Origin of the sequence: Allofrancisella guangzhouensis, from assembly GCF_000815225.1 — a bacterium.
Lineage (GTDB): Bacteria > Pseudomonadota > Gammaproteobacteria > Francisellales > Francisellaceae > Francisella > Francisella guangzhouensis.
The window spans coordinates 1,239,654-1,265,985 of record NZ_CP010427.1; the positions used below are offsets into that span (position 1 = coordinate 1,239,654).

The window sequence follows — 26,332 nt, forward strand, 5'->3', positions numbered from 1 at the left end:
AATGAAACTCAAAAAAATTACTACTATTATATCATACTCACTAATAGGGTTAACTATTAGCTCATGCTCTACTACTAATAGTAACGATACTAGCTCTGTAGAACAAACTAATAAAGTAGCGCAATCAATGACAGTTTCTCAAAAAGATACTGTATTACCTACTAAAGTTATAGTAAAACAGGTTAAGCCTACTACGCTTAATATGTCTGCAGATGCTAGTTACACAATAGGGTACCAAATTGGATCCGGTGTTGCTAAACAAGACTTCGTTCTAAACGACGCACAAACTATTGCTGGATTTGAGGATGCTATAGCAAATAATAAGCCAAGATTATCTGAAGAGCAAATAGAAAAAAATATAGATATTCTGAAAGACAAAATGATGAAAAAGCAACTTGGTGTAGCTAAAGAAAATCAAACCAACTCATCTACTTTTATAGAACAAATTTCTAAAATGGACAATATAATAAAAGTTAATGATGATGTTTATTATCAAGTTGTAAAACAAGGAAATGGTAAAAAACCAAACACTGATAGTCAAGTAACAATAGCATACAAAGGAACTACTCCTGTTGTAGCTTACCGAAAAGATAATTCTAAATTAGATTCAGTTAAACAAGCTAAGCTAATAGGTCCTACTTTTGATTCAAGTGATAATGCTACTTTTCCACTGACAAACCTAATTCAATGTTGGAAAGATGCTATACCAGAAATACAAGTTGGATCCACTATTATATTATACTGTGCTCCCAAAGCAGCTTATGGCAGTAGAGCCCCAGCTGCAATAGGTCCTAACCAAGCACTATCTTTTGAGATAACTCTTAAAGATTTTAAATAGGTTTTAATACCTACTAATAGCTATTTCTACTTCTGAGTATCCTAATTCAAGCAAATTTTGTATACAATATCTATCAAGAGTTAAATGTCTATGTGCCATTTTTAGTTCCTTTTCGTTTATTTGTTCTTAACAAACCTAATAAACTACATTCGGAACTCTCTTTCAACTATTTTATAACTTTGAGAATACAATCTAAGGTTTGAAAATGTATTTGCTATTATCAAAAAAGAAATTGGAAAATTCAAAAGACTTTTATCTATATGATATATTCTATGAAAAAATAAGCGTGGAGTTTAAGGCTTTTAAATTTAATATGCTTGGGCAATTCTATATCTATTTTGAGGATAAAAACATAAATTTGTTAAGCCCTAGATTCAAAAGCCTGATCCAAAAATATAATTTTCCCAACGAGCGAAAGGTTCCCGTAGATTATAACGGTAACAAGGTAGAGAACTCTTGTTTTGGTTTTAGCCTAATCAAAAGGCCTGGTAGAGACTCTTATGTATTTAATATTCACAATGCATTTGTGGGACCCTTAATGGCTAAGTTTGGTCTTAGGTTTAACGGTATAGCAAGGTATGCTCTCTTTAGACAAATTGAATTACTAAAGGTTGATTCAATTTATATATCAGGAATTGTAATTAACGGTATTGTTGAACCAGTAAGCCTAAATCATTATGAAAAGATGTTTAATGAACCTAACAGTTTTAATTCAAAGAGTGATCCTGAAACTCTATATTTTTCATTGCTAGATTGTAGTCTCAATGTTTATACTGATTCCGAAATGTACCTCATTAGGTGTTAAATAATTTAAACATTTTTTAGGTCTATTATTCAAGTCAATTTGCAACTTTCTAAGATACTGATGAGAGATATTACTAAAATCAGTACCTTTAGGAATAAATTGTCTGATATACCTATTCATGTTTTCATTTGTACCTCTTTGCCATGGACTATATGCATCTGCAAAGAATACTTTAATACCAGTTTTATTTGATAAATTTTTGTGTTTAGCAAACTCTTTACCATTATCAAAAGTAGCTGTGGTAATTTTATTACCATTTGATGCTCTGTATAAAATTTGGTTAATTGAACTAGCTGTTCTATCTTTAGCTTTGCCTAGAATTGTGAATCTACTAACTCTATCTACCATAGTCAAAATAGCTCCTTTATGATCTTTACCGACTATAGTATCACCTTCAAAATGATACAGCTCTTTTCTATCATTAGCTGCTTTAGGCCTTTGTGATATGTTGACTCTATCCTTTATCTTACCTTGATTTGAGGAGCCTTCTTTTTTGTATTTGTAACGCCTACCTTTGAAGAATAATAACTGTTTAAGGTTATGTCTTTGTATAAAGTTATAAACAGCTTTAAAACTTAGCTTAGCTATACCTTCATGCTTTAATCTACCACAAATTAACTCCGGTGATATTTTCTTTTTGAGTAAAGCTATTATCAGCTTTTTAACTTCATTAGTAAGTTTATGATTATTTGACTTTCTACGACTACAATACAACTTATGGGCTATCTCTGCAGAATAACTTTTACCTACTTTATTCCTTTTAAGTTCATTTATAACAGCTGTTTTACTAAATCCTATTTTATTAGCTATTGCTGCTTCTAAGTATCCTAATTTAAGTAAATTTTCTATATAATATCTATCTGAAAGAGTTAAATGTCTATGTGCCATTTTTAGTTCCTGTTCGTTTATTTAAGTTCTTCTCAAACCTAATAAACTACATCTGGAACTCTCTTTCAACTATTTTAAAACTTTCAGAATACAATCTAGCATTTAAAAATTATCCGTTACAAGATAAACCTGAAGAGACATTTTTAGGATTGAAAGGATGGGGCTATATCATTTCTAAATTAGTTCGTGACTTAGGAGGAAGTATAGTAGTTCTTAAATATAAAAACCGACAAGAGCGTCAACAAAAAAAATGTTTACATGGAGCAGATCTAATTATAAAAGTTGGTGACATCAAAAATGGATTATCTATGCAACATATTGAACTAGCTCATAAACTTTCATGGCGTATAGATGCTTGCCTAGAAAAAATGGATACTCGTCGTCTATCACCATGGCGTAATGAAAATTCACGTGCTTTCCACTTAACCCTAGAACAAGAGCAGTTAGTACGGCAAATTATAACTAAAAATACTGCTTTAAGTATTGATGATTTGGTTAAATATGTAGATTTAGTAAATCCAAGTCATAACAGTATTGGGATTGAAGGTTCTGTCCATCATATAAAAAGTTTTAATATAAAAACTAAGTTCAGTACACAAAATAATAAATGATATTACTGATAATAAAAAAGCTGTAAAATACTTTTAGATAGAGGGGAATACCTATTCAATGGAGTTGATTATTTTTTGATGCGTACTCATTTTATTTTTCCTTAATTTGACACCTTATTTCACTTATAGTGTTAGATTAAGGCCAATTTTTTTAGCCTCTACTTTTTTCTAACAAACAATCATAAAACTCTTTCATTCAAGTATTAAACCTACAAGTAACTAAACCTCTCATTATAGAATTACTATTTTCTCACTTATATTATTTAGATATTACTGTTAAAATCTTGACCAAGCTTATTGAATTTTAAACACACCCTTGCTAAAAAGAATTTTTTCTAATCATATACTATCAAAATCATTATTGACGATGTTTGTCCAAGCTCTTGGACAAGGTTGTGCTTTTATTACCGCTATACTTTTAGCTAGGCACCTTAATATTAATGAATATGGATACTATATATTTGGAGTAACAGTTGCAACAATTTTAGCTGTAATAGCAACTATGGGCGCTGGTGGAATACTAGCACGTACATGGGGTAAATCTGATCTATTTACTTACCAAAGAGATAAAGAAACTTTTCTAGTACAAAACTGGTATTTTAAAAGAGGTATATTAATTATACTCGCTGTCATTTCATTAATATTTTCTTATAGTCACTTTAAGGATTCTGTTAACTACATTGAGATATTTGCGTTACTTTTTACTATTCCATTTTTTATAGCTAACATTTTACAGTCTTTTTTTGTTGCAAAGAGAGTCGTAGTTTTGGCAAATCTACTACAACTTGGTTTACGTATAATTATGCTATTGATAACTCTTTATTTTATCGTTTGGCATATAAATGCTACTGTAACTTTAGTCTCTAATATGGCAGCTTTTATGTTTATATATATAGCTCTAGTATGGCTAATCCAGCTTAAAAAATACTCCTTTAAAAACTCTAAACCTAGTGGCAGTAACCTATCATTTGCACTCATGCAATGGGGACTTTTACTTCTATCTCAAATAGATATTTTGATATTAAAAGGGATATCAGACACTAAAAGTATAGCTTTATTTGGTGTAGCCTTACAGTTAAGTGCTTTAGTAAGTTTTGTGCTAAATGCTGTAAATGCAAATATCCTTTCACAGATTGCCGATGATTATAAAAACTGTTCTCTCATAGAATTTCAAAAACGCGTAACATCATATACAAAGATTATTTTCTTTTTATCAATTTTTGCAATAGTAGTGCTTTTGGTATGTGGCTACCCTATTACGTTATTATATGGTGAGCAATATACTATTTCTTATTTCATTTTCTCAATCTTAATGATAGGACAAATAATAAATGTATTGTCTGGGTGCGTTGCTACTATTCTAAATATGGCAGGGTATGAGAAAAAAACTTGTATAGCTTTTTATATTGCTTTACTCATAAATATAGTTTTAGGGATTATATTTACGAAAATTTGGGGAGTATATGGCTTAGCTGCAGCTTCTAGCTTATCCATGACATATTGGAATATACATCTACTATATCAAGTAGTTACAAAGATCAAAATTAACCCGACTATATTCATAAAGATAGAAAAACACCTAACTTAGCCAAGTTTATTTGAAGCAATATTATTTTGTTGTGCAGCATTATTAAGGTTTTTAGAAGCATCATTAACTGCTTTATCAACCGCATGTCTAGCTTGATTGACTGATTTACTTTCAATATTAGGGATAAAAAGTAATACTAAAACCAATATGACACAAATAAAAAAAGTAATTATATGCTTATTTCTTTGTTTTTTAAATTTATTCTTCATACAAAATCAAAACTTTAAACGTTTAGAATAAAAAGGATACTAAATATTATAATCCTTTAAATGATTCAATTTAAGCGTTATTTAGCAATCACTGCTTGCTGTTAACTTAATAACACAGTTTGTAGAACCATCCAACATATTAGCTAAATTTTCTGCCATTACTATTTGAGTATCATCTAGTTTATTTGCAGTAGCAGTCATAACATTGTATATACTATCGCCTATAGCTTTTATAGCCCCGTAGATACCATTACCAATTATTTTAGCAACCATTATAGTCTTTAATTTTAGGGTATTAGAAAATTTTTCAAATAGAAATGTCATAATTTTATAAAATTTTGGTAGTTTAAGTTCTAAGACAGCTATAGAAGTTTAAATACTATATAATATCGCTTATACTTTTTTTTAAAAAATACACTAGTCAAATGCAAAGCTCAGCAGTATCAAAACAGGATAAAAAATCAGCTCGCAAATGGTTAAATGAAATATCTTTACCTGCAAAATTATGGATAAAATTAACTGTAATCATAAGCTTTGTTAGTGGTTTACTACTTATCGGACAACTCTATCTATTGGCTCATATTTCATATGATGCTTATTTACAAAAACAGTCTTTTGATCAGTTAAAAATATATTTTTTTGTTATAGTCATAATAGTAGTTTTTAGAGCTAGTTTAAGTTGGTTACGTGAAATAGTAAGCTACAAAGCTGCCATTATTGTAAAAAAACAACTCCGTGAAGATATAATAGCTCATATTAATAAACTTGGACCTATTGGTGTTAGCCAAACATCAAATGCTAATATTATCAGTAGTGCTATGGAACAAGTTGAAGGCTTAACAGGCTTTCTAACTAAATTTTTACCACAAGTAACCTCATCTGGTCTATTACCATTAGCTATTTTAGCTTTTATATTTCCACAAAGTTTTGTAGCTGGAATTATCTTATTAATTTGTGCTCCTTTGATACCACTATTTATGGTAATTGTTGGACTAGGAGCTGAGTCTGAAAGCCAAAAACACTTTAAAAGTTTAACTCGCATGAGTCTGATATTTTTAGATACTTTAAAAGGCTTAACAACTTTAAAACTTTTTAATAAAAGTAAATCCCAAAGTGACAAGATTTTCCAAGCTTCAGATAGTTATAGAATCCGTACTATGAAAGTCTTAAAGATTGCTTTTTTATCATCTGCTGTCTTAGAGCTATTTGCAGCTGCATCTATAGCATTAGTAGCAATATACTTAGGTATGGGTTTTATAAACGCTGGAGCTGGTAATAATATCTGGTGGTCTTTGCATAACTTAAACCTTCAGGGTGCTTTGTTTATACTTTTACTTGCTCCTGAATTTTTTATGCCATTGCGTGAACTAAGCACTCATTATCATGCAAAAGCTGAAGCTGTTGGAGCAGCTGTAGAAATAGCAAAAATATTTGATATGCAGCCACACTCTCAAACTAAAGATATAGAACTAGTAGACACTATAAAAACTATCGATATACAAAATTTAACAGTAAAATACGGTGATAGAATTGCTATTGATAATATATCTTTAGGAATACACAACAAACAAAAAATTGCTATAGTTGGAGCTAGTGGTGCTGGTAAGACTACACTTATTAATACAATTCTTGGCTTTATAGGATACCAGGGAAATATAATTATTAATGGTTCTATAGAGCTTAAAGAGATACAAGAAAAATCTTGGCTTAAAAATATTTCTTGGCTAGGTCAAAATGCTTCTTTATTTAAAGGCTCAATCAAAGATAATCTAACCCTTGCAAATAATAAAGCTTCAGATAAAGAGTTAGCCAAGGCTATAGATCAGGCAAGTTTAGGTAATTTTATGAAATCATTACCTAATGGACTTGAAACTCAAATAGGTGAACAAAACCTTGGTGTATCGGGTGGACAAGCTCAACGATTAGCTCTAGCAAGAGCATACTTAAAACCACACAATCTTTTAATCCTTGATGAGCCAACAGCCAGTCTAGATAAAGATACTGAAACTAAAGTCATAGAGTCATTAAAATCTAACTGGCAAGATAAAACTGTTATTATGCTAACTCATAAACTAAGCTTTCTTGAGTGTGTAGACAAAATTTATGTATTAGACAATGGCAAGCTTATTCAGCAAGGAACTTTTAAAGAATTAGTTGAAAAAGAAAGTGGAGAGTTTTACAACTTTTATAAAAATGAGGTGACTATATGAGAGATCTAATACCTTTTATAAAACTCTTTAAAAATCAATCCAAATGGATGCTTTTAGGAACTCTATTAGCATGGTCGACTATACTGATGGGTATTGGACTTATGTCTTTATCAGGTTGGTTTATATCATATACAGGATACCTAGCTACAACTACCTATGCTATAGCAACTTCTTTTAATTATTTTTATCCTGCTGCTGGAGTGAGAACATTTTCCCTAGGTAGGATTGTTAGTAGATATGGTGAAAGAATACTTACTCATGAAGCTACATTCAAAATCATCACAGATATATGTGTATGGTTTTATCAAAAGCTTGAACCTCTTGCACCGTCACATTTATACAAGTATAAAAGTGGTGATTTACTAACTAGATTAGTAAATGATATTACAGCTTTGGATAATCTATATATTCGCATACTTTCACCAACTATTGTTTTTGTATTAGCAACTTTTGTCATAGCTTTATTGTTTAGCTTTTTTAGTTTTACCTTAGCTATTTTTACAGCCTTAGCTTTATTATTCATTGGTTTTATAATACCTTTATTTAACAGCGTTTTAGCTTTTAAAAAATCACATTCTTTAAATAACAAAAGTGGTGAATTAAAAATTGATACAGTTGAACACGTTAACTCCCTGGCTGAATTAAAAATATTTGACTTAGAAAATAAACATTTTGAGAAGATAAAACAACATAACCTAGAGTTATTACAACAAGAAGCTAAGCTAAGTATTATTAGCGGTTTTGGTAGTGCTCTTATGACTTTAGCTCTTGGTTTAATTATAGTCATGGTGACAATATTTGCAGTTAAATTAACAAATGAAGGTTCAATAAATGGAGCTTTTATTGCCCTAATATTTTTAGCTATTATGGCGATGTTTGAATCAATTATGCCTTTACCACTTGCATATCAATATCTTGGAAAAACCCTCTCTGCAGCTAAAAGGATTTTAAATATTACAGACTCAAAGCCAGATATTAACTACTTAAGTGAATATAAACCCATAAATAACTATGATATAAAATTTGATCAAGTGTCATTTGGCTACAACGATGATCAGCAGATATTTAATAATTTCTCTCTTGAAATAAAAACTGGTGAAAAGATAGCTTTATTTGCCCCAACAGGCAATGGTAAATCTACCCTTATAAATCTTCTAGCAAGATTTTGGGATGTCAAACAAGGCAGTCTATCTATAGGTGAAACAAGTATCAAAAAAATTAGCGAAGATCAGCTAAGAAACCTAATGACTGTCATAAATCAATCCCCACATATCTTTAACTCTACTATTAGAGAAAACTTGCTACTAGCAAAAGATAACGCTACAGATGATGAACTTTACCAAGCTTTGGAAAACGTTTTATTAGCTGATTATGTAAAATCTTTACCAAAAGGTTTAGATACTTGGACAGGTGAGCTTGGCAAGCACCTTTCAGGAGGACAACAAAAACGCCTTGCCCTAGCACGAGCTTTTTTACAAGATAAACCTATCATAATCTTAGACGAGCCAACTGAAGGCTTAGATAAAGAAACTGAAAAAGTTGTTTTTAATAACTTATGTAAACTAATAAAAAATAAGACGGTTATTTTTATCACTCATAATATTAAGCTACTAGAAAGTTTTGATAAGGTGGTTAAACTATAACTATACTTATCATTAACATATTAATAGCTCACTCAACTGACTTATGTAAAAAAATACCTGGCATTCCAACTCTACTGGTAGATACATCATAAATATATTATGGAAATAAAGAACTTCTGTCTATGAAACTGTAGCATTAAGAGTGGTAGTAGCTAGTCAATTTTTAAGCAAAACTAAAGCAGCTAAGATCACTAATATTTCAAAGCTACTTTTGCCTGCTTAACGTCAAGCTTACCTTGGCATTTTGATATAATGATCGTACCTACAGCATTACCTATCATATTGGTAATAGATCGTCCTTCTGACATAAATCTATCTATACCTAATATAATTACTATACCAGATACAGGAACAACTCCTAAAGCGCTTAAAGTTGTTGCTAGTATTATAAAACCACTACCTGTCACACCTGCTGCTCCTTTAGAGCTAATAATCATAATCATTAACATAAATATTTGTTGCTGTAATGTAAGATCCACACCTAAAGCTTGTGCTATGAAAATAGCTGCTAATGACAAATATATAGCTGTACCATCAAGGTTAAACGAATATCCAGTAGGGACAACTAAACTTACTATCGATCTATCACAACCTACCTGTTCTAATTTCTCCATTAGATTAGGTAGTACACTTTCAGATGATGATGTGCCGAGTACTATGAAAATTTCTGTCTTTATATAATTTAATAACCTAAATATGCTAATTTTACAATAAAGTCGTAATACTAAACCTAAAAACACCAATAAAAATAATAAACAAGTAATATAAAAACAAAGTAGTAACCCTAATAGCCCAAGCAATGCACTAGCTCCATACATCCCCACGGTATAACCCATAGCTGCAAAAGCTGCTAATGGTGAATAATACATTACTATATGGATCATTTTAAAAAACACTTTTGCTAGTGACTGGATACCCTCTAAGATTGGTTGTCCTTTATCTCCATAAAGTATAAGACCAGCTGCAAACAATATAGATACAAATAATACCTGAAGAATATCTCCATTACTAAACGCCCCAACAAAAGAGTTAGGTATTATATTCATAAGGAAACCTTTCAGACCTTCAACATGTTCAACATTGCCCATATAAGCTTTAGCATTATTTATATCTAGAGAGTTAGGATTTATATTTAAACCAACACCAGGTTTAAATATATTTGCTACAACCATACCTATTGTTAAAGCAACCGCGGTAGTTGTAAAGAAATATAATAGTGCCACTCCACCTATCTTACCAACTGCTTTTAGATCTTTCATAGCAGCAATGCCAGAAACCAAAGTTAGAAATATAATAGGTGCGATCATAAGCTTAATAAGCTTGATAAAAACATCAGCCAATGGCTTAAGAGCAACAGCTATACTTGGTGCAAAAATTCCTACTATAACTCCTATAAAAATACCAATTAAAACCTGTGTATATAAATGACGAAATATTTTCATTTTTAACAAATTTCCTTAAGCAAAATTTAAACTAATAAAGTTACAAATATCTAATTTAAAAATCAAAGTATAGCTATTGCTTCGATCTCAATTTTTACATCTTTTGGTAGTCTTGATACTTCCACACATGATCGAGCTGGGTAATTACTACCCAGAAATGAGCTATAAACTTCATTAATAACACTAAACTCATTCATATCTTTTATAAAAATAGTAACTTTTACTAATTTATCTAAACGTGAGCCAGCTGCTTCTAATACAGCTTTTAAGTTTTCCATAACTTGGGTTGTTTGCTCTTTTATACATTTACTAATTAAATTACTATCTGGTTTTAAACCTATCTGCCCCGAAGTATAAACAAAATTTCCTACAACAATCGCTTGCTCATAAGCTCCTATTGCTTGCGGGGCGTTAACTGTATTAATTTTATTTTTTTGCATATATTACATCCACTTTTTCTTATAATATATATTATGTACTAAAACTTAAAATAACTAAGATTTGTTAGCAAAATATATAATATTTTTTTATTGACAAGTTAAAAAAATAATTGTCTAAGCTACAAATTTACCCTAAACTAAGAAGATATTTTAGAGTTAGAAAAATAGAAAATGAAGTTTTTAAAACCTGCTAAGACATTACCTTTATTAGATGATAAAAAAGTAGCTATTAAATACCCTCAATGGCGCTTAAGAATGTTCCTTGTAGCATATATTGGCTACTTTACATACTACTTTGGACGTAGCAGTTTTGATGTCTCTAAACAATACATAACTACCCTTTCACCAGATGAACTAGGTTTAATTGGAGCTGGACTTGGTATAGCTTATGGAGTAAGTAAGTTTCTCATGGGAAACTTAGCAGATAGAAGTAATGCCAAAGTTTTTCTTGCATTAGGATTATTAATAAGTGGTCTATTAAACCTAATAATTCCAAACGTGCTTTCTTTAGGCGTTTTACTAATGTTTGTAATCATGTTTGCAAATGGCTGGGTTCAAGGTATGGGCTGGCCGGCTTGTGCTAGAATTATGACACACTGGTTTTGCGCACATGAACGTGGCACAAAAATGGGAGTTTGGAATACTGCCCATAACGTTGGAGCTGGTTTTTTAGCAATCGCGGTTGTGCCGATAGGATTATATTTATTTAATAATGACTGGCATGGACTCTTTTATGTTGCTGGTATTTTATGTATATCTGTAGCAGTTTTAATACTAATATTTGGTGCAGACACTCCACAATCTGTAGGACTTCCTGCTATAGAAGTATATAAAGGTTATGTTAGTCAAACTAATTATGAGGAAAAAGAACTTACTGCCAAAGAAATTTTCTTTAAATATGTACTAAACAATAAATGGGTATGGTTAATAGCTATAGCAAATGCTTTTGTGTATTGCGCAAGATATGGCCTACTTAGCTGGTCTACTTACTATCTAGTACAAGTTAAACATATGTCGGCGACTACTGGTTTATTAGGGTTTGCTTTATTTGAATTACCCGCGATACCAGGAACCATAGTTATTGGTTGGATTACAGATAGATTTTTTAATAGCCGTAGAGCTCCTGTAAGTGTTATCTGTATGATTTTATTTATAGCTGTTTTATTTGTCTACTGGCATAGCAATACAGCTTGGATACTACTTTTATCATTATCTGCTATGGGTGTACTCATCTATGGACCAGTTGCATTGATTGGAATCCTAGCTCTAGACCTGGTGCCTAAAAAAGCAGGAGGTACAGCTGCTGGTTTTACTGGATTATTTGGTTATTTCTTAGGAACAGTAGGAGCTCAAGCTGTTATAGGGATTATAGCGACGTACCTTGGTTGGAATGCTGTATTTATTTTCCTTATAAGCTCTTGTGTACTAGCGACTCTACTTTTAAGTATTTGCTGGAATTTAAATAGTGATAACAAACATCTATAAAACACTAATACCTTTACGTGATTACTGCTAATATATCCCTTCAAAAAAAAAACATAATTATAAGACATATATTGTTACTCAAATATTTCTAAAACTTTGGTGTATTTTTTGCCGTATAATATTTGACACCTTAATTTATGATATTTACAGTATATAATGTTAAACAAAAAAGAGGAGATAAATCATGAACAAAAAAAACATGTCTTTACTACTATTATCAACGTTACTAATATCTACTTCTTTGGCAGGACCGGCAGCAGATGTAGGTGAAAAATTAGATAATGCAGGCCAATATGTAGCTGAAAAAGCTGGAGATGCTTGGGAAGCGACCAAAAAAGGGGCTAAAAACACTGGTGAATTTATTGGTGATAAATCTAGTGACGCTTGGGAGGCCACTAAAAAAGGGGCTAAAAACGTTAAAGAGGCTTTAGATCCAAGGGGCCCAGCTGAAAAAGCTGGCTCTGCAGTTGATGAGGCTGCTAAAAAAGCAAAAAAATAACAAAACCTAAAATCTCGTAGTTAGTATAGTCATGCTTCAACTATGCTCAGCTCAGTATCCACAAGGCTTAACGCGTAAAACGCGTTGTTATAAAATATTGTTTATAACAAGTTACTTTTTATACCAATTCCCAGTTTGTTGATCTTTGTAATACTTTTGTTTAACTGCTGACCATGCTACCTGATGGGATATTGTTTCTCTATCTTCATCAGTTTTTCTTTTTGATTTATCTTTATACTCATCCCAAGCGTTGTTAAAAGCTTCTTTATAAATTTCTTGAGCATGCTTTGGAAGGACATTCTGCACTCCTTTTGGTAATTCGCTTAATGCATTATAAGGCATCTCACTCCTCCTTTAACCGTTTACAATCTCTCCACCATTAGGATGAAGCACTTGACCAATAAAATATTTACTCTCTATCTCATTAGCAAGAAACACATAAGAAGGAGCTATATCTGCTGGATGCGCTGGCCGACCTAGTAAAGTACTTTCTCCAAAATGTTCCACCTTTTCTTTATCAAAACTTGAAGGTATTAAAGGGGTCCATACTGGTCCTGGAGCTACTGCGTTTACTCTTATACCATTTTTAATTATATTTTTAGCTAAAGAACGTGTAAGTGCTACGATAGCACCCTTTGTGGAAGAATAATCAATCAAGTCAGGTCTACCTTTATAAGCAGTGACAGAAGTAGTATTTATTATGCTAGCTCCTTTTTGCATATATTTTAAGACTGCCTTTATCATATACACATAATGGTAAAAATTAGTTTCAAAAGTTTCTTTTAATTGCTCTTCTGATATATCAAGAAAATCATTTTGAGGAAATTGCACAGCTGCATTATTCACAAGCACATCTATACTACCAAAATGTTTATAAGACTTCTCAACAAACTCATTACATTGACTACTATCTTTAATATCAATCTCAAATGCTAATATGTCATCTTTATCATTGACTACTTCTCTTAATTCTTCTAAGGTCTCTTTAGCATCTTCTTTTTCCCTGGTATGGTAAGTAAAAGCAACTTTTGCTCCTTCTTTTACAAAATGCAAGGCTACAGCCTTCCCTATCCCACTATCACCACCTGTAATAAGAGCAACTTTACCGTTAAGCTTATTTGCAGGGCTATAGCCTTTATAAATATGGATAGGTTTGATATTCATATCAGAAGTTAGCCCAGGTTGCTCTTTTTGAATATTCTCCTTAGATTGATTCATTTTTAACCCCTTTTTTAAAAGAAAAAATTTTTAACTCTTTAGAAAATATCTTAGTAATTTAATAAAATCTATAGAGCATTAGACATTATAAAATTCTGCCAAAGTATCTCCTGTCCAGTAAGAAGAATCAGGTTTGGGCCAGTTATTTTTATCAAACCCAGGAGCTTCTTCTAAATCTGCCTTTGATTTATCAAGCTTAAATTGCTTGTTAGCCGTATCTATTTCAAAAGCTGTTAGAGGGATAGCAAACAATTTATCTCCTATCCCCATAAATCCACCAAATGATACAACTATATAAGCCACCTCGCCTGTTTCGGTGTTTAGCATAATTTCTTTTACCTCACCCAAATCCTCTCCATCATAATTAACTACTTTGTCACCTATGAGTGTACTTGCTGATAATGTTAAATTTCCCATATTTTTCTCCTTCCTTTTATTTTATTGCTTACCTTTTGGTCTCAAAAGGTAACTTCATCTTAACGTGTCAAAAAATAATTTCAAACTTCTACGGCAAAAATATTGCCAAGATCATATATTGATTTAGTGATATTTATATCGCCAAATCTCTATGGAGATAAGCTAGTACTTAATGGATATACATTCTGATATTAACATTTTCTAATTACATCTTTAAAACCAACTATTGAATATACCTATAAGCAAGCATATTATTTACCTATAACTAATAATTTTGAGCTTAATTTAAATATGGCTACAAATCTCTATCACAAAAATGATTACATAAGACAGAATAACGATATATCTTATAAAGAGCATTTTTCACCATTTAGGAGAGATTATGCTAGAGTCGTACATTCATCATCATTTAGAAGGCTACAAGCAAAAACTCAAATCTTTCCGAACTTTGAAAATGATTTTTTCAGAAATAGATTAACTCACTCTTTAGAGGTTGCCCAAATAGCAAAATCTATAGCAATTAGACTAAATGCTGAATACAGTTTAAATTTAGACTATGACCTTATAGAAACAGCTGCTCTTTGTCATGATATAGGACACCCTCCTTTTGGTCATAATGGAGAAATAGCTCTAAATAAAAAAATGCAGAATTTCGGTGGCTTTGAGAGTAATGCTCAAACACTAAGACTGATTTCTCATACAGCAAAAAAAGATGTCGATCAAAAACAAAGTTTTGGTTTAAACCTAACATATAGAACACTAGCTGCTACTATAAAATATGACTGTTTAATACCTCCTATTAGTGACTCCCGTGAACTAACTAAAGGATACTATAATGAAGAGGCTAAATTAGTTGATGATATAAAACAAAAACTTTTAGAGCCATATGCTACTAAAGTGAACCAACCTTTCAAAACCATAGAATGCTACATAATGGACATTGCTGATGATATTGCTTACTCAACTTACGATGTTGAGGATGCACTTAAAGGTGGTTTCATAGATCCACTATCTATAGCTAGTGTTGATGACAAACTTCTCCAAAAAATACTAAATGCTATGCCTAAAGATTTAAAAATTACAGCTAGTGAGGTTAAGGAAATATTAAAAGATATTTTTTCAGATTATATTGACTTTAAAACTGATAGTAGAGATATTCACAGGATTTCTAAAAAAATAGCTACCAATAGCCTTCTACGGACAAAGCTGACATCAAAATTAGTAAATAACTGCATCCAAAATATCAAGTTCGATTTAAATAAAGATGTCCCTATTATTTCAAGAGTTTACCTCGATAACCAAGTTAGAAAACAAGTTGAGGTGCTAAAGAAATACATTTTATTTAAAATTATAAAATCGCCAAAACTAAATATCTTACGTTATAGGGGTAGAGAAATAATCTCAGAAATTTTCGATATACTCATAGAATCAAACCCTAACGATAGTTTACTGCCTGATGATATCGGAGCTATTTTCTACAGTGCAAATAATACTCGCCAAAAGGCTAGAATCATAAGTGACTATATATCATCTATGACTGATAGATATATTATAGAACTTTATAATCAATTTAAATCTGATCCATCTACTATGATATTTAAACCTTTTTCGTAAACCAGTCTGAAACTACCAAACCTATAAGTGAAATTACACCTGCAAAAACTATTAAATAAGCCGGTATTAATAATGATTCTGTCGTAGAAATTAAAAATATTGAAAAAGCTGGAACCCCAGCAGAAAATACTAAATATCCAAGGTTGTAAGCTAAACCAAGCCCTCTACCTCTATAATCAAAATTAAAATAATTAACAATTATAACATTATATGTAGAGGCAAAAAATCCCATAACTATTGATAAAATTATAAAACAAGAATATATACTCCTACCGTCAAGTACATTCTTATAAAAGATAGGTGCAAGAGCTATACTTATAAGAACTAATATACCCATTAGCTTTTCTTTTGGTACGTAATCACTTATAAAACCCCCTATTATACAGCTAATAGTCATTATTATAGAACCTACTAGAAGTAAATTTGCCAGCTCTACTTTCGAAGTTAAATACATCTGGTAAAATGACGGTAAGAACATATAAAGCTGTGTTGTTAGCATTGCAATACAGGCTACTAGCATCATACCTACTAAAACCTTTGCAACGAATGATATCAGGCTAGTGTTTTGATTGTTTAAATTTACAACTGGTTTTGGTAGATCATCAACTATACCTTTTCTTAAGAAGAATAAACTAAATGTAAATATAGCCCCTATTAAAAATCCTATTCGCCAACCGTATTCTTTTACGAAAGAATCACTAGTGTAGTTAGTTACTATAAAAAGAACTACTGTTGTCATCATAATACCCAAACTTAAACAAGAAAAAATAATTCCAGTTACTAAACCTTGTCTCTTAGGGTAATTTTCTATAGTAAATATTACAGCTACAGGAATTTCCGCACCTATAGCTATAGCTTGGATACATCGTAAACTAACAAAAAATAATGTCGCCCAAACTCCTATACTCTCAACGCTTGGTAAAATAGCTAATAATAAAGTTGAACAAAATAATAAAACCATATTTAACTTTAAAATAAAGGCTCTACCTTTTTTATCTGCTATATAACCAAGCGTCCAAGCACCAAATGGTCTTACCAAATAACCACCTACATAAACCAAAAACACCATTAGTGTGCTACTAATAGTATTATCTTTATCAAAAAATTTTTCTCCTATTGCAACTGCAAACACGGAATATATAGCCAAATCATAATACTCAAAAGCAGAGCCAAGGCTTGAAAAAAGTAATTTCTTATATTTATTCATAGTAAACTAAAAACGTAATATTAACGAAATATATTAATCGATTAGGTAGTATAAAGAAACTCCTAAATAATCTAAGTTGTTCAAGTTAATTAACGTAGGCTGGAGCTAATTCTAAAATCTCAAGGGTCAAAGTATAATTTTTAGTTTCTAGACTTATTGTGTCTAAGTATTTAGCTAACAGCGACCTTAATTGATTTGCTATATTGACTAAATGTTCTTGCCTACGTCCAGACAGAATCTTTATGGTTAAATGTATTAATTCTTCAGAAGTCAAACCACCAACCATACAACTATCATAAACATAAACTCTATTTTTAAAAGTTTCTAGTTTAGTAGGTAGATTATTTATCAAATATTCCTGTGCTTTTTGAATAATATTATTAACAATTTGTTTATCGAATTTTTGCGAAACTTCTACTATTATATGTGGCATACACCTAAACTCCTTTACAAAATATTTTCTTAATTTGGCTTTAAACTTTTTTAACTTGTACTGTTTTTGTTATATTATTTTCTAACAACTCAAATACTTGTTAATTAATTTTAATCAATGACTATTAATAATCCACCTACCAAATATATTGACTTATAGCTATAATTACAATGGGTAAACATAACTGTTTACATTAAAACTAAGGAGAGAAAAATGGATATAAAAAGAAAATTAGTCTCGGTAGTAACCTTAACCCTAATGGGGTCTTCAGCTTTTGCTGCTGAAGCCTGGTCTACTTCCAATCTAAGTAGCTATTCTGCAGGTACTATTGTAACTGATGAGGGCAAAACTTATAAATGTAAACCTTGGCCACAGAGCGGCTGGTGTAAAATAGCTGCATATAAACCTGCTGGAACATATGGTGCTGATGCTTGGGATGAAACAGGTCCTGGGCCAAGTCCAACTCCTTCTGAGCAGGTTACAGCAAGTGTTTCTATTAACGGTGAACTTCCTACTACCGCTGAAGTTGATTTTGTAAGTTCAAAAGGAACTTTTGCTGTTTCAAATGGTAAGGTTACTTTAGAGTATCCAAAAGATGCTTCAGAAACTTATACCGTTAAACTTAAAAATGACGAAGGAACTATTTCTCCTTCTACAGTAACAGTTTCAGCTGCTACTACAACTATTGCGTTAACTTATACTGCAAAGCCTGCCCCTGAACCTACACCAGGGATAAAAGCTTGGGATCCTTCCGCTATTTATAATGGAGGCGACCAAGTAACCTATAATGGCTCTATATACGAAGCTAAATATTGGACTCAAGGTAACAATCCTGAAACTTCTGGAGAATGGGGACCTTGGAAGCTAATAGGTGAAGATCCTGCTCAAGAAATGGCTACGTTAGATTTTACAATACCTACAAAACCTAGTTTTATAACATCAGATGAGAAACCTAGTATAAGTATTTTCAATGAAAATGATGTTAAAGTAGCAGAAATTAAAAATGCAGCCTGGGGTTCTAAAGCTAAAATAGATGTACCAGCTGGTAAACTAAAAGTCCAAGTAGCATCTATTGGAACAAGTCAAGGTATAGCAACTCCTAATAGCTTCTCTATAGCTAAAGATGAAACTAAAAACATTTCAATAAATTATAAGCAAGCACAAGTAGGATCTATAAACCTAACAGCTAGTGCAGATAATAATGCGGTTAAATCAACTACTTATACAATTAAAAATAGTACCGGGGATGTAGTATCACAGGGAGAGGTTAACTTCACATCAGCTACAGTAATAGATAATTTACTAGCTTCAGATGAGGGCCTAAAATACACTATTTCTGCTAAAAGCTTTACTTATAACGGTTATAGCTATGAAGCTCAACCAATAGTTGTAACTGTTACAACAGGAAACAGCGCAGATGCGCAGCTTAACTTTACTACTACAAAAATAGCTAGTGTGAGAGTAATCGTAACTGTATCAGATATGCCAAACGATAAAGAAACAACTTTACATTTTACAAGTAATAGTGGCTCTAGTCAGTTATTAAAAGTAGCAGATAATGGTGTATATACAGAAGAATTGCCAAAAGATGGTGATACTTGGAATATAACAGCTGATAATATCTCTGGATATAAGGCTAATATAAACCCTAATTCTTTTGTCGCTGATCAGGATAGTCTGAATGTAACTATAAAATATTCTGAGGCTCCAACGTCAGAATGGCCTGATCGAGTAATAGTCGGTTACGTTAGAGGTTATTATGCTGAATGGTACTCTCAGCCAGATACTACAAATGAAATGATAACAGAAGCTATGAAAAATGGCTATAATGTGATTGTTTATGCTTTTGCTGGGCAAGATTTTCATGGTATCGTGCCTGGTACAAATCCTGTAAGACGTGTTGATTTAGATGGTCCTGGTTATGTTGACTTTACTCCAGAGATGTTAGCAAGAATTCCAGCACAGCAAGAGATTATCCATGATAATGGTGGTATTTCATTACTTTCTATTGGTGGCGGAGTTAACTATTTTACTCCAGATATGACTGGTGCTAATGCTGCAATAACTGGTAAGGCTATGGGTAAATTCCTTGCAGAAAATGGCTACGATGGTTTAGATGTGGATGTTGAGCATCCAACAAATGGTGCTCAAGTTGAAGAAAACTTTATTAATTATATTAATGCTATGAAGGCTGAGTATAAATCTATAACAGGTAAAGATGCATTCTTAACAGCAGCTCCTCAAATAACTGGCTGGACAAATGAACAAGGAGGTGGCGGTACTGCTAAATTTGCAGAACCTATGTATACACAAGAGTTCATGGATGATGCCCAATTTGATGCTGTGTTTATACAAACATATAATCAATATGGTGGTGCAAACTTTGGTGGTAAAAAAGGATATGATGTTGGTTTCTTAAGCATGACGTTTAATTTACTAAGTCCAGAAACTCGTGATAAAATGCCTGGAATCACAAAAGATGCTTTCTATGTACCAAAAGAAACAAAAATAGTCCTTGGTGTTCCAGATTATAAAGATCCATCTGTTACAGAGGATGCTTATATACATGGCGCTTGTTTAGCTGATGCATCATGCTCTGGTGTAGGTTTGTATAACCCTGCTGATATCACTAAAGATATAACAGATGGGGATCTTGAAAAATACAACCAGTACGGTGGCGTGATGACCTGGATCCTAAATTCAGACTCTTACCAAGGATGGACTTGGGTTGATGGCGTTAAAGACGTAGCTTATAACTAAGCTTAACTAGCTTTGAATCTATTATCTAAAACTAAAGTTTGTCTTATATTTTTAAAAATGTTCTAAAATATTTCTTTTATTAAATTAATCTAGCTATTGCAACCATACAACCAGTTTGCTATAAAACCCTTGTTTATACTTTTTTAACTGGTTATTTTTATACTAAATGCATCAACAATTGGTATATCTTCATGATGTTTAAAAAAATCCTATTAACATTACCTTTAATTTTAGTACCTTACTTATGTAACGCAACAGTTACATATGTCGTCTCCTTGTCTCCTTTGTTACAACAGCAGTATTATATAAGTGAGGCATTTCAACCTCATGGAGAAAGTGGAAATTGTAGGACTGGTGACTCAGATAGTATTCACCTTGTAGTGCAGTGTGATACACTTCTCACTGATGAAGAAGTTCAATTTTCAATAATAAATAAAACAACACAAGAAAAAGAAGCAGAGATAGATGTTTTTGATCCTGCTATTGGATATAGCTACTTATTTCTTAAGATACATGATGAAAGGGTAGCTTTATGTTACACAGCCAGCTGTAATGATAACAATGAATATTTTAATGTTTTTCCAGTAGGTCCCATTAAATACAAAGGACAAGACGCTGAATTTCAGTTAATAAAAATCCAATGATTGCATAAGTATACAATTAGCTCTAAAAAGCATATGAATTAATAACTATAAACTTCTTATCAGGGCGACTAACTGACTCTACTAAAGAAATACTTACTTATACTGTTTAATATACTTAACATCTTTATGCAAAAATTTTTGTTCATGGAACCTAATAAGGGGTAGTAATTTTTGATAGCTAATTTAAATAAATTACGATAGCAGGTGGGTAAATCAACTAATTTTTATCAGTTTTGAGTACCTAATATATTTAGACACATCAACGGTGAGACCAATAGATAATAGTAAAACTTAAGGTAATTAATTTTACTTTGTGCCGAAAATTTTATCTCCTGCGTCTCCTAAGCCTGGGATAATATACTTTTGCTCATTCAAATAACTGTCTATAGATGCTGTATATAATTCAACATCTGGATGAACTTGTTTTAACGCTGCTAAGCCTTCTGGTGCTGCGACAAGCGTAATAATTTTAATATCTTTTGACCCTGCTTTTTTAAGGAGTGATATAGTTTCAATCATTGAACCTCCAGTTGCTAACATAGGATCAACTATTAGTGCTATCCTCTCATCTAATTTATCGCAAAGTTTTGCAAAGTATGGTATTGGTTTAGCTGTTTTTTCATCACGATACATCCCCACCATGCTTACTTTAGCTGCTGGGATATGTTCAAACACTCCATCTAACATGCCCAAACCAGCTCTTAAAATAGGTACTACCGTTAATTTCTTACCTTTAATTTGCTCAACCATAATCTTCTTACCTTCCCAGCTAACAATTTCTAATTCTTCTAGTTCAAAGTTTGCTGTTACTTCATACGTCAATAAACTAGCAACTTCTTTTGTTAAGCGTCTAAATTCTTGGGTGCTAATATCCTTAACACGCATAAGTCCTAGCTTATGTCTAACCATTGGGTGTTTTACTTCTACTACTTTCATATTAAAAATTAAATTTAAAGTTCTCTATTATTTTGGATTTTACCATATTATGAATACCTCTTTGGCAAATTACTTTTTAAAAATAGTTTACTTGCCCTAATATAACTTTCTGCTTAGCTCCTGTAGCAGTTGGAGCATTATTATAACTTCTATGAAGAGTCTCATTTCCAAGCACAGCAAACGCCATAGCCTCTTTTGCATCACTATTTTCCCCAATATCTTCAAAAGTCATGACTGTTGTTTGATTAAGCAACTTTCTAATTTGTGTAATTAAAAACTTGTTATGAGCACCTCCGCCTGTGAAGATAATTTCATCTAGATCATATCTACCAAATACAAAATCTTGGTATGCTCTAGCTATACTTTCCGCGGCAAATATAGTTAGTGTATGCACAATATCTTCCGGCTGCTCATCATTATATTTCTCTATAATTTTATCTGTATAACTAATGCCAAAAAGCTCTCTACCTGTCGATTTAGGAGGCTGCTGGTTTAGATATGGGTTTGCTAGAAGTTCTTCTAACATTTTTACTATAACTTTTCCTGTTGATGCTGTGATACCATCTTTATCATAATTCTTAGCAAATAATGTCTCCATCGCCCTATTAATCATCATGTTACCAACACCTGTATCAAAAGCCATTATCTGATCAATACTTGCGTTTTTTGGTATAACTGTAGTATTGGCAATCCCACCAATGTTATGTAAAGCTCTAGATTTGTTTTTATCACGGTATAATAAATAATCTACGTATGGTACTAATGGTGCACCAGCACCCCCAGCTGCAATGTCAGCTGCTCTAAAATTCGAAACAACTGTAGTTTTACATTCATAAGCTATAGTAGCAGCATCACCTAATTGTAAAGATGACCTAACAAAACTAGCTTCATCTTTTGCTTGATGGTAAATTGTCTGACCATGATTAGCAATAAATTCAACTTCTACCAAAGAGACTTTCGCTTTATCTAATAATGCTTTAACAGCATTTGCATACTCTGCACCAAGCTTAAAATTCAAACTACATAGTAGCTTAGCATCACTAGAGCTTAAGTCTAGAGCTTTATTTATATCTTGTAAAACATCAGCAGAGTAATTATATGTTTCAAACTCAACTAACTTAATCTGCGTATCTAAACCATGACCTTTAACTTTACATAAAGCTACATCTATTCCATCCAAAGATGTACCTGACATTAAACCTATACAGTATTTATATTTGCTCATGCTTGCAGTTCTTATAAAATAGTTTGTAGCTTTATAATGTACACCAATTTTAAAAATACTAGAAGGTTTATTAAGTTATATGACATCAAACTTAGCTACTCTAATTCTAAAAGTTCCTCCCAAAGGTTATACTTTTGCTCTAATTCAGTAGTGAGCTTATCTAGTTTTTGCTGAATTTCATTGATCACAGATTGTTTCTTTTGATAAAACCCAACTTCACCCATTTGACTTTCTATCTCTGAAATACTAGCTTCTAGTTTTTCTATTTGACCAGGTAAATTACGTAATACCTTTCTCTGTTCATAACTAAGCTTATTCAAATTGCTAGTTTCTTTATTATCTTTAGTTTGATTATTACTGATTTGGTTTATAATAGTTTTACGTTGTGATAACCAATCATCATAACCACCAACGTACTCCTCAAGTTGAGCATTTTCAAAGACTATTGTGCTAGTAGCAACATTATTTATAAATTCTCGATCATGACTTACTAAAAGTATTGTACCTTGGTAATTTATAAGTAACTCTTCTAATATCTCTAGAGTTTCAATATCTAAATCATTTGTTGGTTCGTCTAGAACAATAACATTACTAGGTTTTGATAGTATTTTAGCTAATAAGAGACGATTTTTCTCACCACCTGATAGATGTGTTATAGGCGCATGTAGCCTATCAGGAGTAAACAAAAACTTCTGTAAATAAGTAATAATATGAACTTCTTTGCCACCAATGTTGATAAAGTCAGATCCTTCTTTTACATTATCTACTATACTTAAGCTTTCATCTAACTGGCCTCTTAGCTGATCAAAATAAGCGACCTTTAAATTATCTGCATGTGAAACTTTACCTTCTACTGGCAATACTGTTCCCAATAAGCAATTTAGTAGTGTACTTTTACCACAACCGTTTTGCCCAAGAATTGCTATTTTATCACCACGATGGATTTCAGTAGAAAAGTTTCTAAACAAATATTCTGAATGGTATTTTAAACCTATATTATCTGCTTGTATTATCTTTTTTGATGAATTTTTAACATGAGATGCACTAATATCAACTTTATCAATCTTAAGTTTCCGTTGACTACGCTCTTTACGCATTTGCTCTAGTGCTCTTACTCTACCCTCATTTCTTGTACGACGGGCTTTTATACCTTGACGTATCCAAACCTCTTCTTGAGCTAGCTTTTTGTCAAATTCACTATTAGCTTTTTCTTCAGCTTGCAAAATTTGCTCTTTCTTTTCCAAAAATTTAGTATAGTTACCCTCAAAAGAAAAAAGTTTTCCTCTATCTAGCTCAACTATACTTTTAGCAACATTATTTAAAAATTTTCTATCATGGGTGATAAACAATATAGCCCCACTAAAATTAGCTAAAAATTCTTCCAACCAACTTATTGAGTCTATATCTAAGTGGTTTGTTGGTTCATCTAATAGAAGTAAGTCTGGTTTTTTTATCAATCCCCTAGCCAATATAACCCTTCTTTTCATCCCCCCAGACAGATTCTTAAATATAGCTTGGAGATCTAGCTTTAGCTTAGATGCTAAAATCTCAATATCATTTAGATAATTCCAAGCATGATTTTCATCTATATATCTATGTAATTTTTCTAAATTTGTTGAAGTAGGGTCACTAGCTAAAGTTTGCTGGTATGCTATGAGCTTCTCTCCAACCTCACCTAATCCGCTTAGTACAACATCAGCTACACTTCCCTGAATACTTGATGGAACCTCCTGGATCATACTTGAAACTATAGCATTATTATGAATAACAACCTCACCTTCATCAGGCTGGATTTTATTTTCAATAATTTTAAGTAATGAAGATTTACCTGTGCCGTTACGTCCAATAAGACATATTCTTTGGCCTTTTATGATTTCTAGGTTAACATTATCAAGAACTACCTGAGTACCAAAATTTAAACTGATATTTTTAAGTGAAATTAATTGCATTTATAGTTCGTTCTAATAATAAAATCGTGAATAGCTATTTTACCCTTTCATACAAAACTTTGGTAGCTAATATAAATATTATAACAGCAACAAAATACATTCCTCCGCCAAAAGAAATAGGTGAGCTTGATGAAACTGACGCTAAATGTCCCATCATAATATCGTTTAAAAACCAAGCAAGACCAAAACCGGCTCCAGCTGCGCCCATAGCTTTACCTTGTTCTTTATCTGAAACAGCAAAAGATATCAACGATAATAATGCTGTATAACAAATTAACTGCGCCATCGATGAAATAATACCTACTATCCACTGTAGTTCTTCTACACCTATGAGCAAACCTACACTTGTAAGAAATATCCCACATACTATAGCAGCTATTATAAAAGCATTATCATTAGAAAGTTTTGCAAATACTTTAGGCTGAAGAATTAAGCTTGCAACTGCTGTTGCTAAACCTATAACAGCATAAAATATACCAATGCTTGAAATGCTATAGCTATAAGCTTGTGTCAAAAATAATGCTACTCCTTGACCATAAAATCCCCAACCACATTGCACTAAAAGATAAACCACTCCAATAGCTCTTATTCGTTTATCCGAAAGCAAAAAAGATATAGTCTTATAAATAGTACCTACATCTATAACTAAACCAGGATTTTTTGGTAAATCTCTTTGCATAGTCACATATATAAACAACACATTTACAAAAGATAAGACACCAGCAAAAATAAATGGCAAGGCGTGACTTATATTTAAGGTTGAAAATAAACTTGTAATCACAGGACCTATTACAAAACCTAAAGAGCCAGCCATCGCAATAAATCCAAGGTTCTTAGATTTCTCCTCCTCTGTAGAAATATCTATAACAGCAGCTTGAGCTATCTCAAAAGCTCCACCTGCCAGTCCACTAATAAATCTACTAGCTATAAACAAAATATAGTTATGTGAATAAATAGCATAAGCTGATAGTGCATATGATAAGCAAGTTGTAATAAGTGCTATCATTAAGATAATTTTTCTACCGTATTTGTCTGATAACTCGCCTATAACAGGACACCCTATCATTAAGCCTAAAGGCCAACATGCTAAAGCTATTGAATAATACCAGTTTTGAAAATTTCCACTAGGATCGCCAAAAGTAATACAAGTATTATCAAAAAATAATGAAGGCATGATAGGAAAAACTAGACCCACACCCATTATATCAACTATAATCGTAGTGATAAGTATAACTATCACTACATTTTTTGAATGTAAATTCATAAAAAGC

At 31.9% G+C, this 26,332-nt stretch carries 24 protein-coding genes; 10 read left to right on the plus strand and 14 right to left on the minus strand.

Features of this window, described 5'->3' with window-relative positions; genetic code table 11:
* Position 1: 1 nt before the first annotated feature.
* The gene (locus tag SD28_RS05850; protein ID WP_039125012.1) at positions 2-838 is read left to right on the plus strand and encodes an FKBP-type peptidyl-prolyl cis-trans isomerase N-terminal domain-containing protein; all 837 of its coding nucleotides are present in this window, start codon (positions 2-4) and stop codon (positions 836-838) included.
* Between the two features lie 748 nt (positions 839-1,586).
* Here the strand turns inward: SD28_RS05850 and SD28_RS05860 are convergent.
* Positions 1,587-2,531, minus strand: a complete 945-nt coding sequence (locus tag SD28_RS05860) for an IS30 family transposase (RefSeq protein WP_039124962.1) — start codon at positions 2,529-2,531, stop codon at positions 1,587-1,589.
* Between SD28_RS05860 and SD28_RS05865 the strand changes: the two genes are divergently transcribed.
* Both SD28_RS05865 and SD28_RS05870 read left to right on the plus strand, forming a co-directional pair.
* A complete protein-coding gene (locus SD28_RS05865; protein ID WP_039125016.1) occupies positions 2,525-3,142 on the plus strand; it encodes a hypothetical protein in 618 nt (205 codons plus the stop codon). The genes SD28_RS05860 and SD28_RS05865 overlap by 7 nt on opposite strands.
* 316 nt (positions 3,143-3,458) lie before the next feature.
* Positions 3,459-4,730 carry a lipopolysaccharide biosynthesis protein gene (locus SD28_RS05870; RefSeq protein WP_039125019.1) on the plus strand — a complete coding sequence of 424 codons (1,272 nt, stop codon included), beginning with the start codon at positions 3,459-3,461 and terminating at the stop codon, positions 4,728-4,730.
* Here the strand turns inward: SD28_RS05870 and SD28_RS05875 are convergent.
* Entirely contained in the window at positions 4,727-4,939 is a 213-nt protein-coding gene (locus SD28_RS05875) for a hypothetical protein (protein ID WP_039125020.1), read from the minus strand. The genes SD28_RS05870 and SD28_RS05875 overlap by 4 nt on opposite strands.
* 81 nt (positions 4,940-5,020) lie before the next feature.
* Positions 5,021-5,263 carry a hypothetical protein gene (locus tag SD28_RS05880; protein WP_039125022.1) on the minus strand — a complete coding sequence of 81 codons (243 nt, stop codon included), beginning with the start codon at positions 5,261-5,263 and terminating at the stop codon, positions 5,021-5,023.
* A gap of 101 nt (positions 5,264-5,364) precedes the next feature.
* On the opposite strand from SD28_RS05880, the gene cydD reads away from it, so the two are divergent.
* Entirely contained in the window at positions 5,365-7,149 is a 1,785-nt protein-coding gene (cydD, locus tag SD28_RS05885; protein ID WP_039125025.1) for a heme ABC transporter permease/ATP-binding protein CydD, read from the plus strand.
* Complete coding sequence (gene cydC / locus SD28_RS05890; RefSeq protein WP_039125027.1) at positions 7,146-8,792, plus strand: heme ABC transporter ATP-binding protein/permease CydC; 1,647 nt, start codon at positions 7,146-7,148, stop codon at positions 8,790-8,792. Before cydD ends, cydC begins: the two co-directional genes overlap by 4 nt.
* Positions 8,793-8,983: 191 nt before the next feature.
* Here the strand turns inward: cydC and dctA are convergent, their stop codons facing one another.
* Both dctA and SD28_RS05900 read right to left on the minus strand, forming a co-directional pair.
* A complete protein-coding gene (gene dctA, locus SD28_RS05895; protein ID WP_039125029.1) occupies positions 8,984-10,234 on the minus strand; it encodes a C4-dicarboxylate transporter DctA in 1,251 nt (416 codons plus the stop codon).
* Positions 10,235-10,296: 62 nt separating this feature from the next.
* Entirely contained in the window at positions 10,297-10,674 is a 378-nt protein-coding gene (locus SD28_RS05900; protein WP_039125031.1) for a RidA family protein, read from the minus strand.
* 171 nt (positions 10,675-10,845) lie between these two features.
* Here SD28_RS05900 and SD28_RS05905 point away from each other — a divergent pair, with 171 nt between their 5' ends.
* Entirely contained in the window at positions 10,846-12,159 is a 1,314-nt protein-coding gene (locus SD28_RS05905) for an MFS transporter (RefSeq protein ID WP_039125034.1), read from the plus strand.
* 184 nt (positions 12,160-12,343) lie between these two features.
* A complete protein-coding gene (locus SD28_RS05910) occupies positions 12,344-12,658 on the plus strand; it encodes a hypothetical protein (RefSeq protein ID WP_039125036.1) in 315 nt (104 codons plus the stop codon).
* A gap of 111 nt (positions 12,659-12,769) precedes the next feature.
* Here the strand turns inward: SD28_RS05910 and SD28_RS05915 are convergent, their stop codons facing one another.
* From SD28_RS05915 to SD28_RS05925, 3 genes are all read right to left on the minus strand, one after another.
* Positions 12,770-13,000, minus strand: a complete 231-nt coding sequence (locus SD28_RS05915; protein WP_039125037.1) for a ChaB family protein — start codon at positions 12,998-13,000, stop codon at positions 12,770-12,772.
* 12 nt (positions 13,001-13,012) lie between these two features.
* Positions 13,013-13,876, minus strand: a complete 864-nt coding sequence (locus tag SD28_RS05920) for an SDR family oxidoreductase (protein WP_039125038.1) — start codon at positions 13,874-13,876, stop codon at positions 13,013-13,015.
* A gap of 78 nt (positions 13,877-13,954) precedes the next feature.
* Entirely contained in the window at positions 13,955-14,293 is a 339-nt protein-coding gene (locus SD28_RS05925; RefSeq protein WP_052251882.1) for a PRC-barrel domain-containing protein, read from the minus strand.
* A gap of 291 nt (positions 14,294-14,584) precedes the next feature.
* Here SD28_RS05925 and dgt point away from each other — a divergent pair, with 291 nt between their 5' ends.
* Positions 14,585-15,907, plus strand: coding sequence for a dGTP triphosphohydrolase (gene dgt, locus SD28_RS05930; protein ID WP_039125039.1), 1,323 nt, complete (start codon positions 14,585-14,587; stop codon positions 15,905-15,907).
* Here dgt and SD28_RS05935 read toward each other — a convergent pair.
* Positions 15,891-17,114 (minus strand): MFS transporter, encoded by a 1,224-nt coding sequence (locus tag SD28_RS05935; protein ID WP_039125040.1) that lies wholly within the window; start codon positions 17,112-17,114, stop codon positions 15,891-15,893. The two genes, dgt and SD28_RS05935, sit on opposite strands and share 17 nt — an antisense overlap.
* Before the next feature lie 85 nt (positions 17,115-17,199).
* On the minus strand, positions 17,200-17,547 hold the full coding sequence (locus SD28_RS05940; RefSeq protein WP_039125041.1) for a 5-carboxymethyl-2-hydroxymuconate Delta-isomerase: 348 nt from the start codon (positions 17,545-17,547) through the stop codon (positions 17,200-17,202).
* Between the two features lie 213 nt (positions 17,548-17,760).
* Here SD28_RS05940 and SD28_RS08255 point away from each other — a divergent pair, with 213 nt between their 5' ends.
* Complete coding sequence (locus tag SD28_RS08255) at positions 17,761-20,307, plus strand: glycosyl hydrolase family 18 protein (protein WP_039125042.1); 2,547 nt, start codon at positions 17,761-17,763, stop codon at positions 20,305-20,307.
* A gap of 275 nt (positions 20,308-20,582) precedes the next feature.
* Entirely contained in the window at positions 20,583-20,951 is a 369-nt protein-coding gene (locus SD28_RS05950; RefSeq protein WP_157698635.1) for a hypothetical protein, read from the plus strand.
* A 306-nt stretch (positions 20,952-21,257) separates the two neighbouring features.
* Here SD28_RS05950 and upp read toward each other — a convergent pair whose 3' ends face one another.
* The 4 genes from upp to SD28_RS05970 all read right to left on the minus strand — a co-directional run bounded on the left by upp (position 21,258) and on the right by SD28_RS05970 (position 26,325).
* Positions 21,258-21,887: a uracil phosphoribosyltransferase gene (gene upp / locus SD28_RS05955; protein WP_039125045.1), complete on the minus strand. Its 630-nt coding sequence runs from the start codon at positions 21,885-21,887 to the stop codon at positions 21,258-21,260.
* A 76-nt stretch (positions 21,888-21,963) separates the two neighbouring features.
* A complete protein-coding gene (gene anmK, locus SD28_RS05960; RefSeq protein WP_039125047.1) occupies positions 21,964-23,112 on the minus strand; it encodes an anhydro-N-acetylmuramic acid kinase AnmK in 1,149 nt (382 codons plus the stop codon).
* Between the two features lie 95 nt (positions 23,113-23,207).
* Positions 23,208-25,061, minus strand: coding sequence for an ATP-binding cassette domain-containing protein (locus SD28_RS05965; protein WP_039125049.1), 1,854 nt, complete (start codon positions 25,059-25,061; stop codon positions 23,208-23,210).
* 34 nt (positions 25,062-25,095) lie between these two features.
* Positions 25,096-26,325 carry an MFS transporter gene (locus SD28_RS05970; protein WP_039125051.1) on the minus strand — a complete coding sequence of 410 codons (1,230 nt, stop codon included), beginning with the start codon at positions 26,323-26,325 and terminating at the stop codon, positions 25,096-25,098.
* Positions 26,326-26,332 lie beyond the last annotated feature (7 nt).

Excerpts from the sequence above, each read along its gene's own strand:
- SD28_RS05850 (WP_039125012.1), top strand. The coding sequence starts at position 2 with ATGAAACTCAAAAAAATTACTACTATTATATCATACTCACTAATAGGG.
- SD28_RS05860 (WP_039124962.1), bottom strand. The coding sequence starts at position 2,531 with ATGGCACATAGACATTTAACTCTTTCAGATAGATATTATATAGAAAAT.
- SD28_RS05875 (WP_039125020.1), bottom strand. The coding sequence starts at position 4,939 with ATGAAGAATAAATTTAAAAAACAAAGAAATAAGCATATAATTACTTTT.
- SD28_RS05880 (WP_039125022.1), bottom strand. The coding sequence starts at position 5,263 with ATGACATTTCTATTTGAAAAATTTTCTAATACCCTAAAATTAAAGACT.
- cydD (WP_039125025.1), top strand. The coding sequence starts at position 5,365 with ATGCAAAGCTCAGCAGTATCAAAACAGGATAAAAAATCAGCTCGCAAA.
- cydC (WP_039125027.1), top strand. The coding sequence starts at position 7,146 with ATGAGAGATCTAATACCTTTTATAAAACTCTTTAAAAATCAATCCAAA.
- dctA (WP_039125029.1), bottom strand. The coding sequence starts at position 10,234 with ATGAAAATATTTCGTCATTTATATACACAGGTTTTAATTGGTATTTTT.
- SD28_RS05900 (WP_039125031.1), bottom strand. The coding sequence starts at position 10,674 with ATGCAAAAAAATAAAATTAATACAGTTAACGCCCCGCAAGCAATAGGA.
- SD28_RS05905 (WP_039125034.1), top strand. The coding sequence starts at position 10,846 with ATGAAGTTTTTAAAACCTGCTAAGACATTACCTTTATTAGATGATAAA.
- SD28_RS05910 (WP_039125036.1), top strand. The coding sequence starts at position 12,344 with ATGAACAAAAAAAACATGTCTTTACTACTATTATCAACGTTACTAATA.
- SD28_RS05915 (WP_039125037.1), bottom strand. The coding sequence starts at position 13,000 with ATGCCTTATAATGCATTAAGCGAATTACCAAAAGGAGTGCAGAATGTC.
- SD28_RS05920 (WP_039125038.1), bottom strand. The coding sequence starts at position 13,876 with ATGAATCAATCTAAGGAGAATATTCAAAAAGAGCAACCTGGGCTAACT.
- SD28_RS05925 (WP_052251882.1), bottom strand. The coding sequence starts at position 14,293 with ATGGGAAATTTAACATTATCAGCAAGTACACTCATAGGTGACAAAGTA.
- dgt (WP_039125039.1), top strand. The coding sequence starts at position 14,585 with ATGGCTACAAATCTCTATCACAAAAATGATTACATAAGACAGAATAAC.
- SD28_RS05935 (WP_039125040.1), bottom strand. The coding sequence starts at position 17,114 with ATGAATAAATATAAGAAATTACTTTTTTCAAGCCTTGGCTCTGCTTTT.
- SD28_RS05940 (WP_039125041.1), bottom strand. The coding sequence starts at position 17,547 with ATGCCACATATAATAGTAGAAGTTTCGCAAAAATTCGATAAACAAATT.
- SD28_RS08255 (WP_039125042.1), top strand. The coding sequence starts at position 17,761 with ATGGATATAAAAAGAAAATTAGTCTCGGTAGTAACCTTAACCCTAATG.
- upp (WP_039125045.1), bottom strand. The coding sequence starts at position 21,887 with ATGAAAGTAGTAGAAGTAAAACACCCAATGGTTAGACATAAGCTAGGA.
- anmK (WP_039125047.1), bottom strand. The coding sequence starts at position 23,112 with ATGAGCAAATATAAATACTGTATAGGTTTAATGTCAGGTACATCTTTG.
- SD28_RS05965 (WP_039125049.1), bottom strand. The coding sequence starts at position 25,061 with ATGCAATTAATTTCACTTAAAAATATCAGTTTAAATTTTGGTACTCAG.
- SD28_RS05970 (WP_039125051.1), bottom strand. The coding sequence starts at position 26,325 with ATGAATTTACATTCAAAAAATGTAGTGATAGTTATACTTATCACTACG.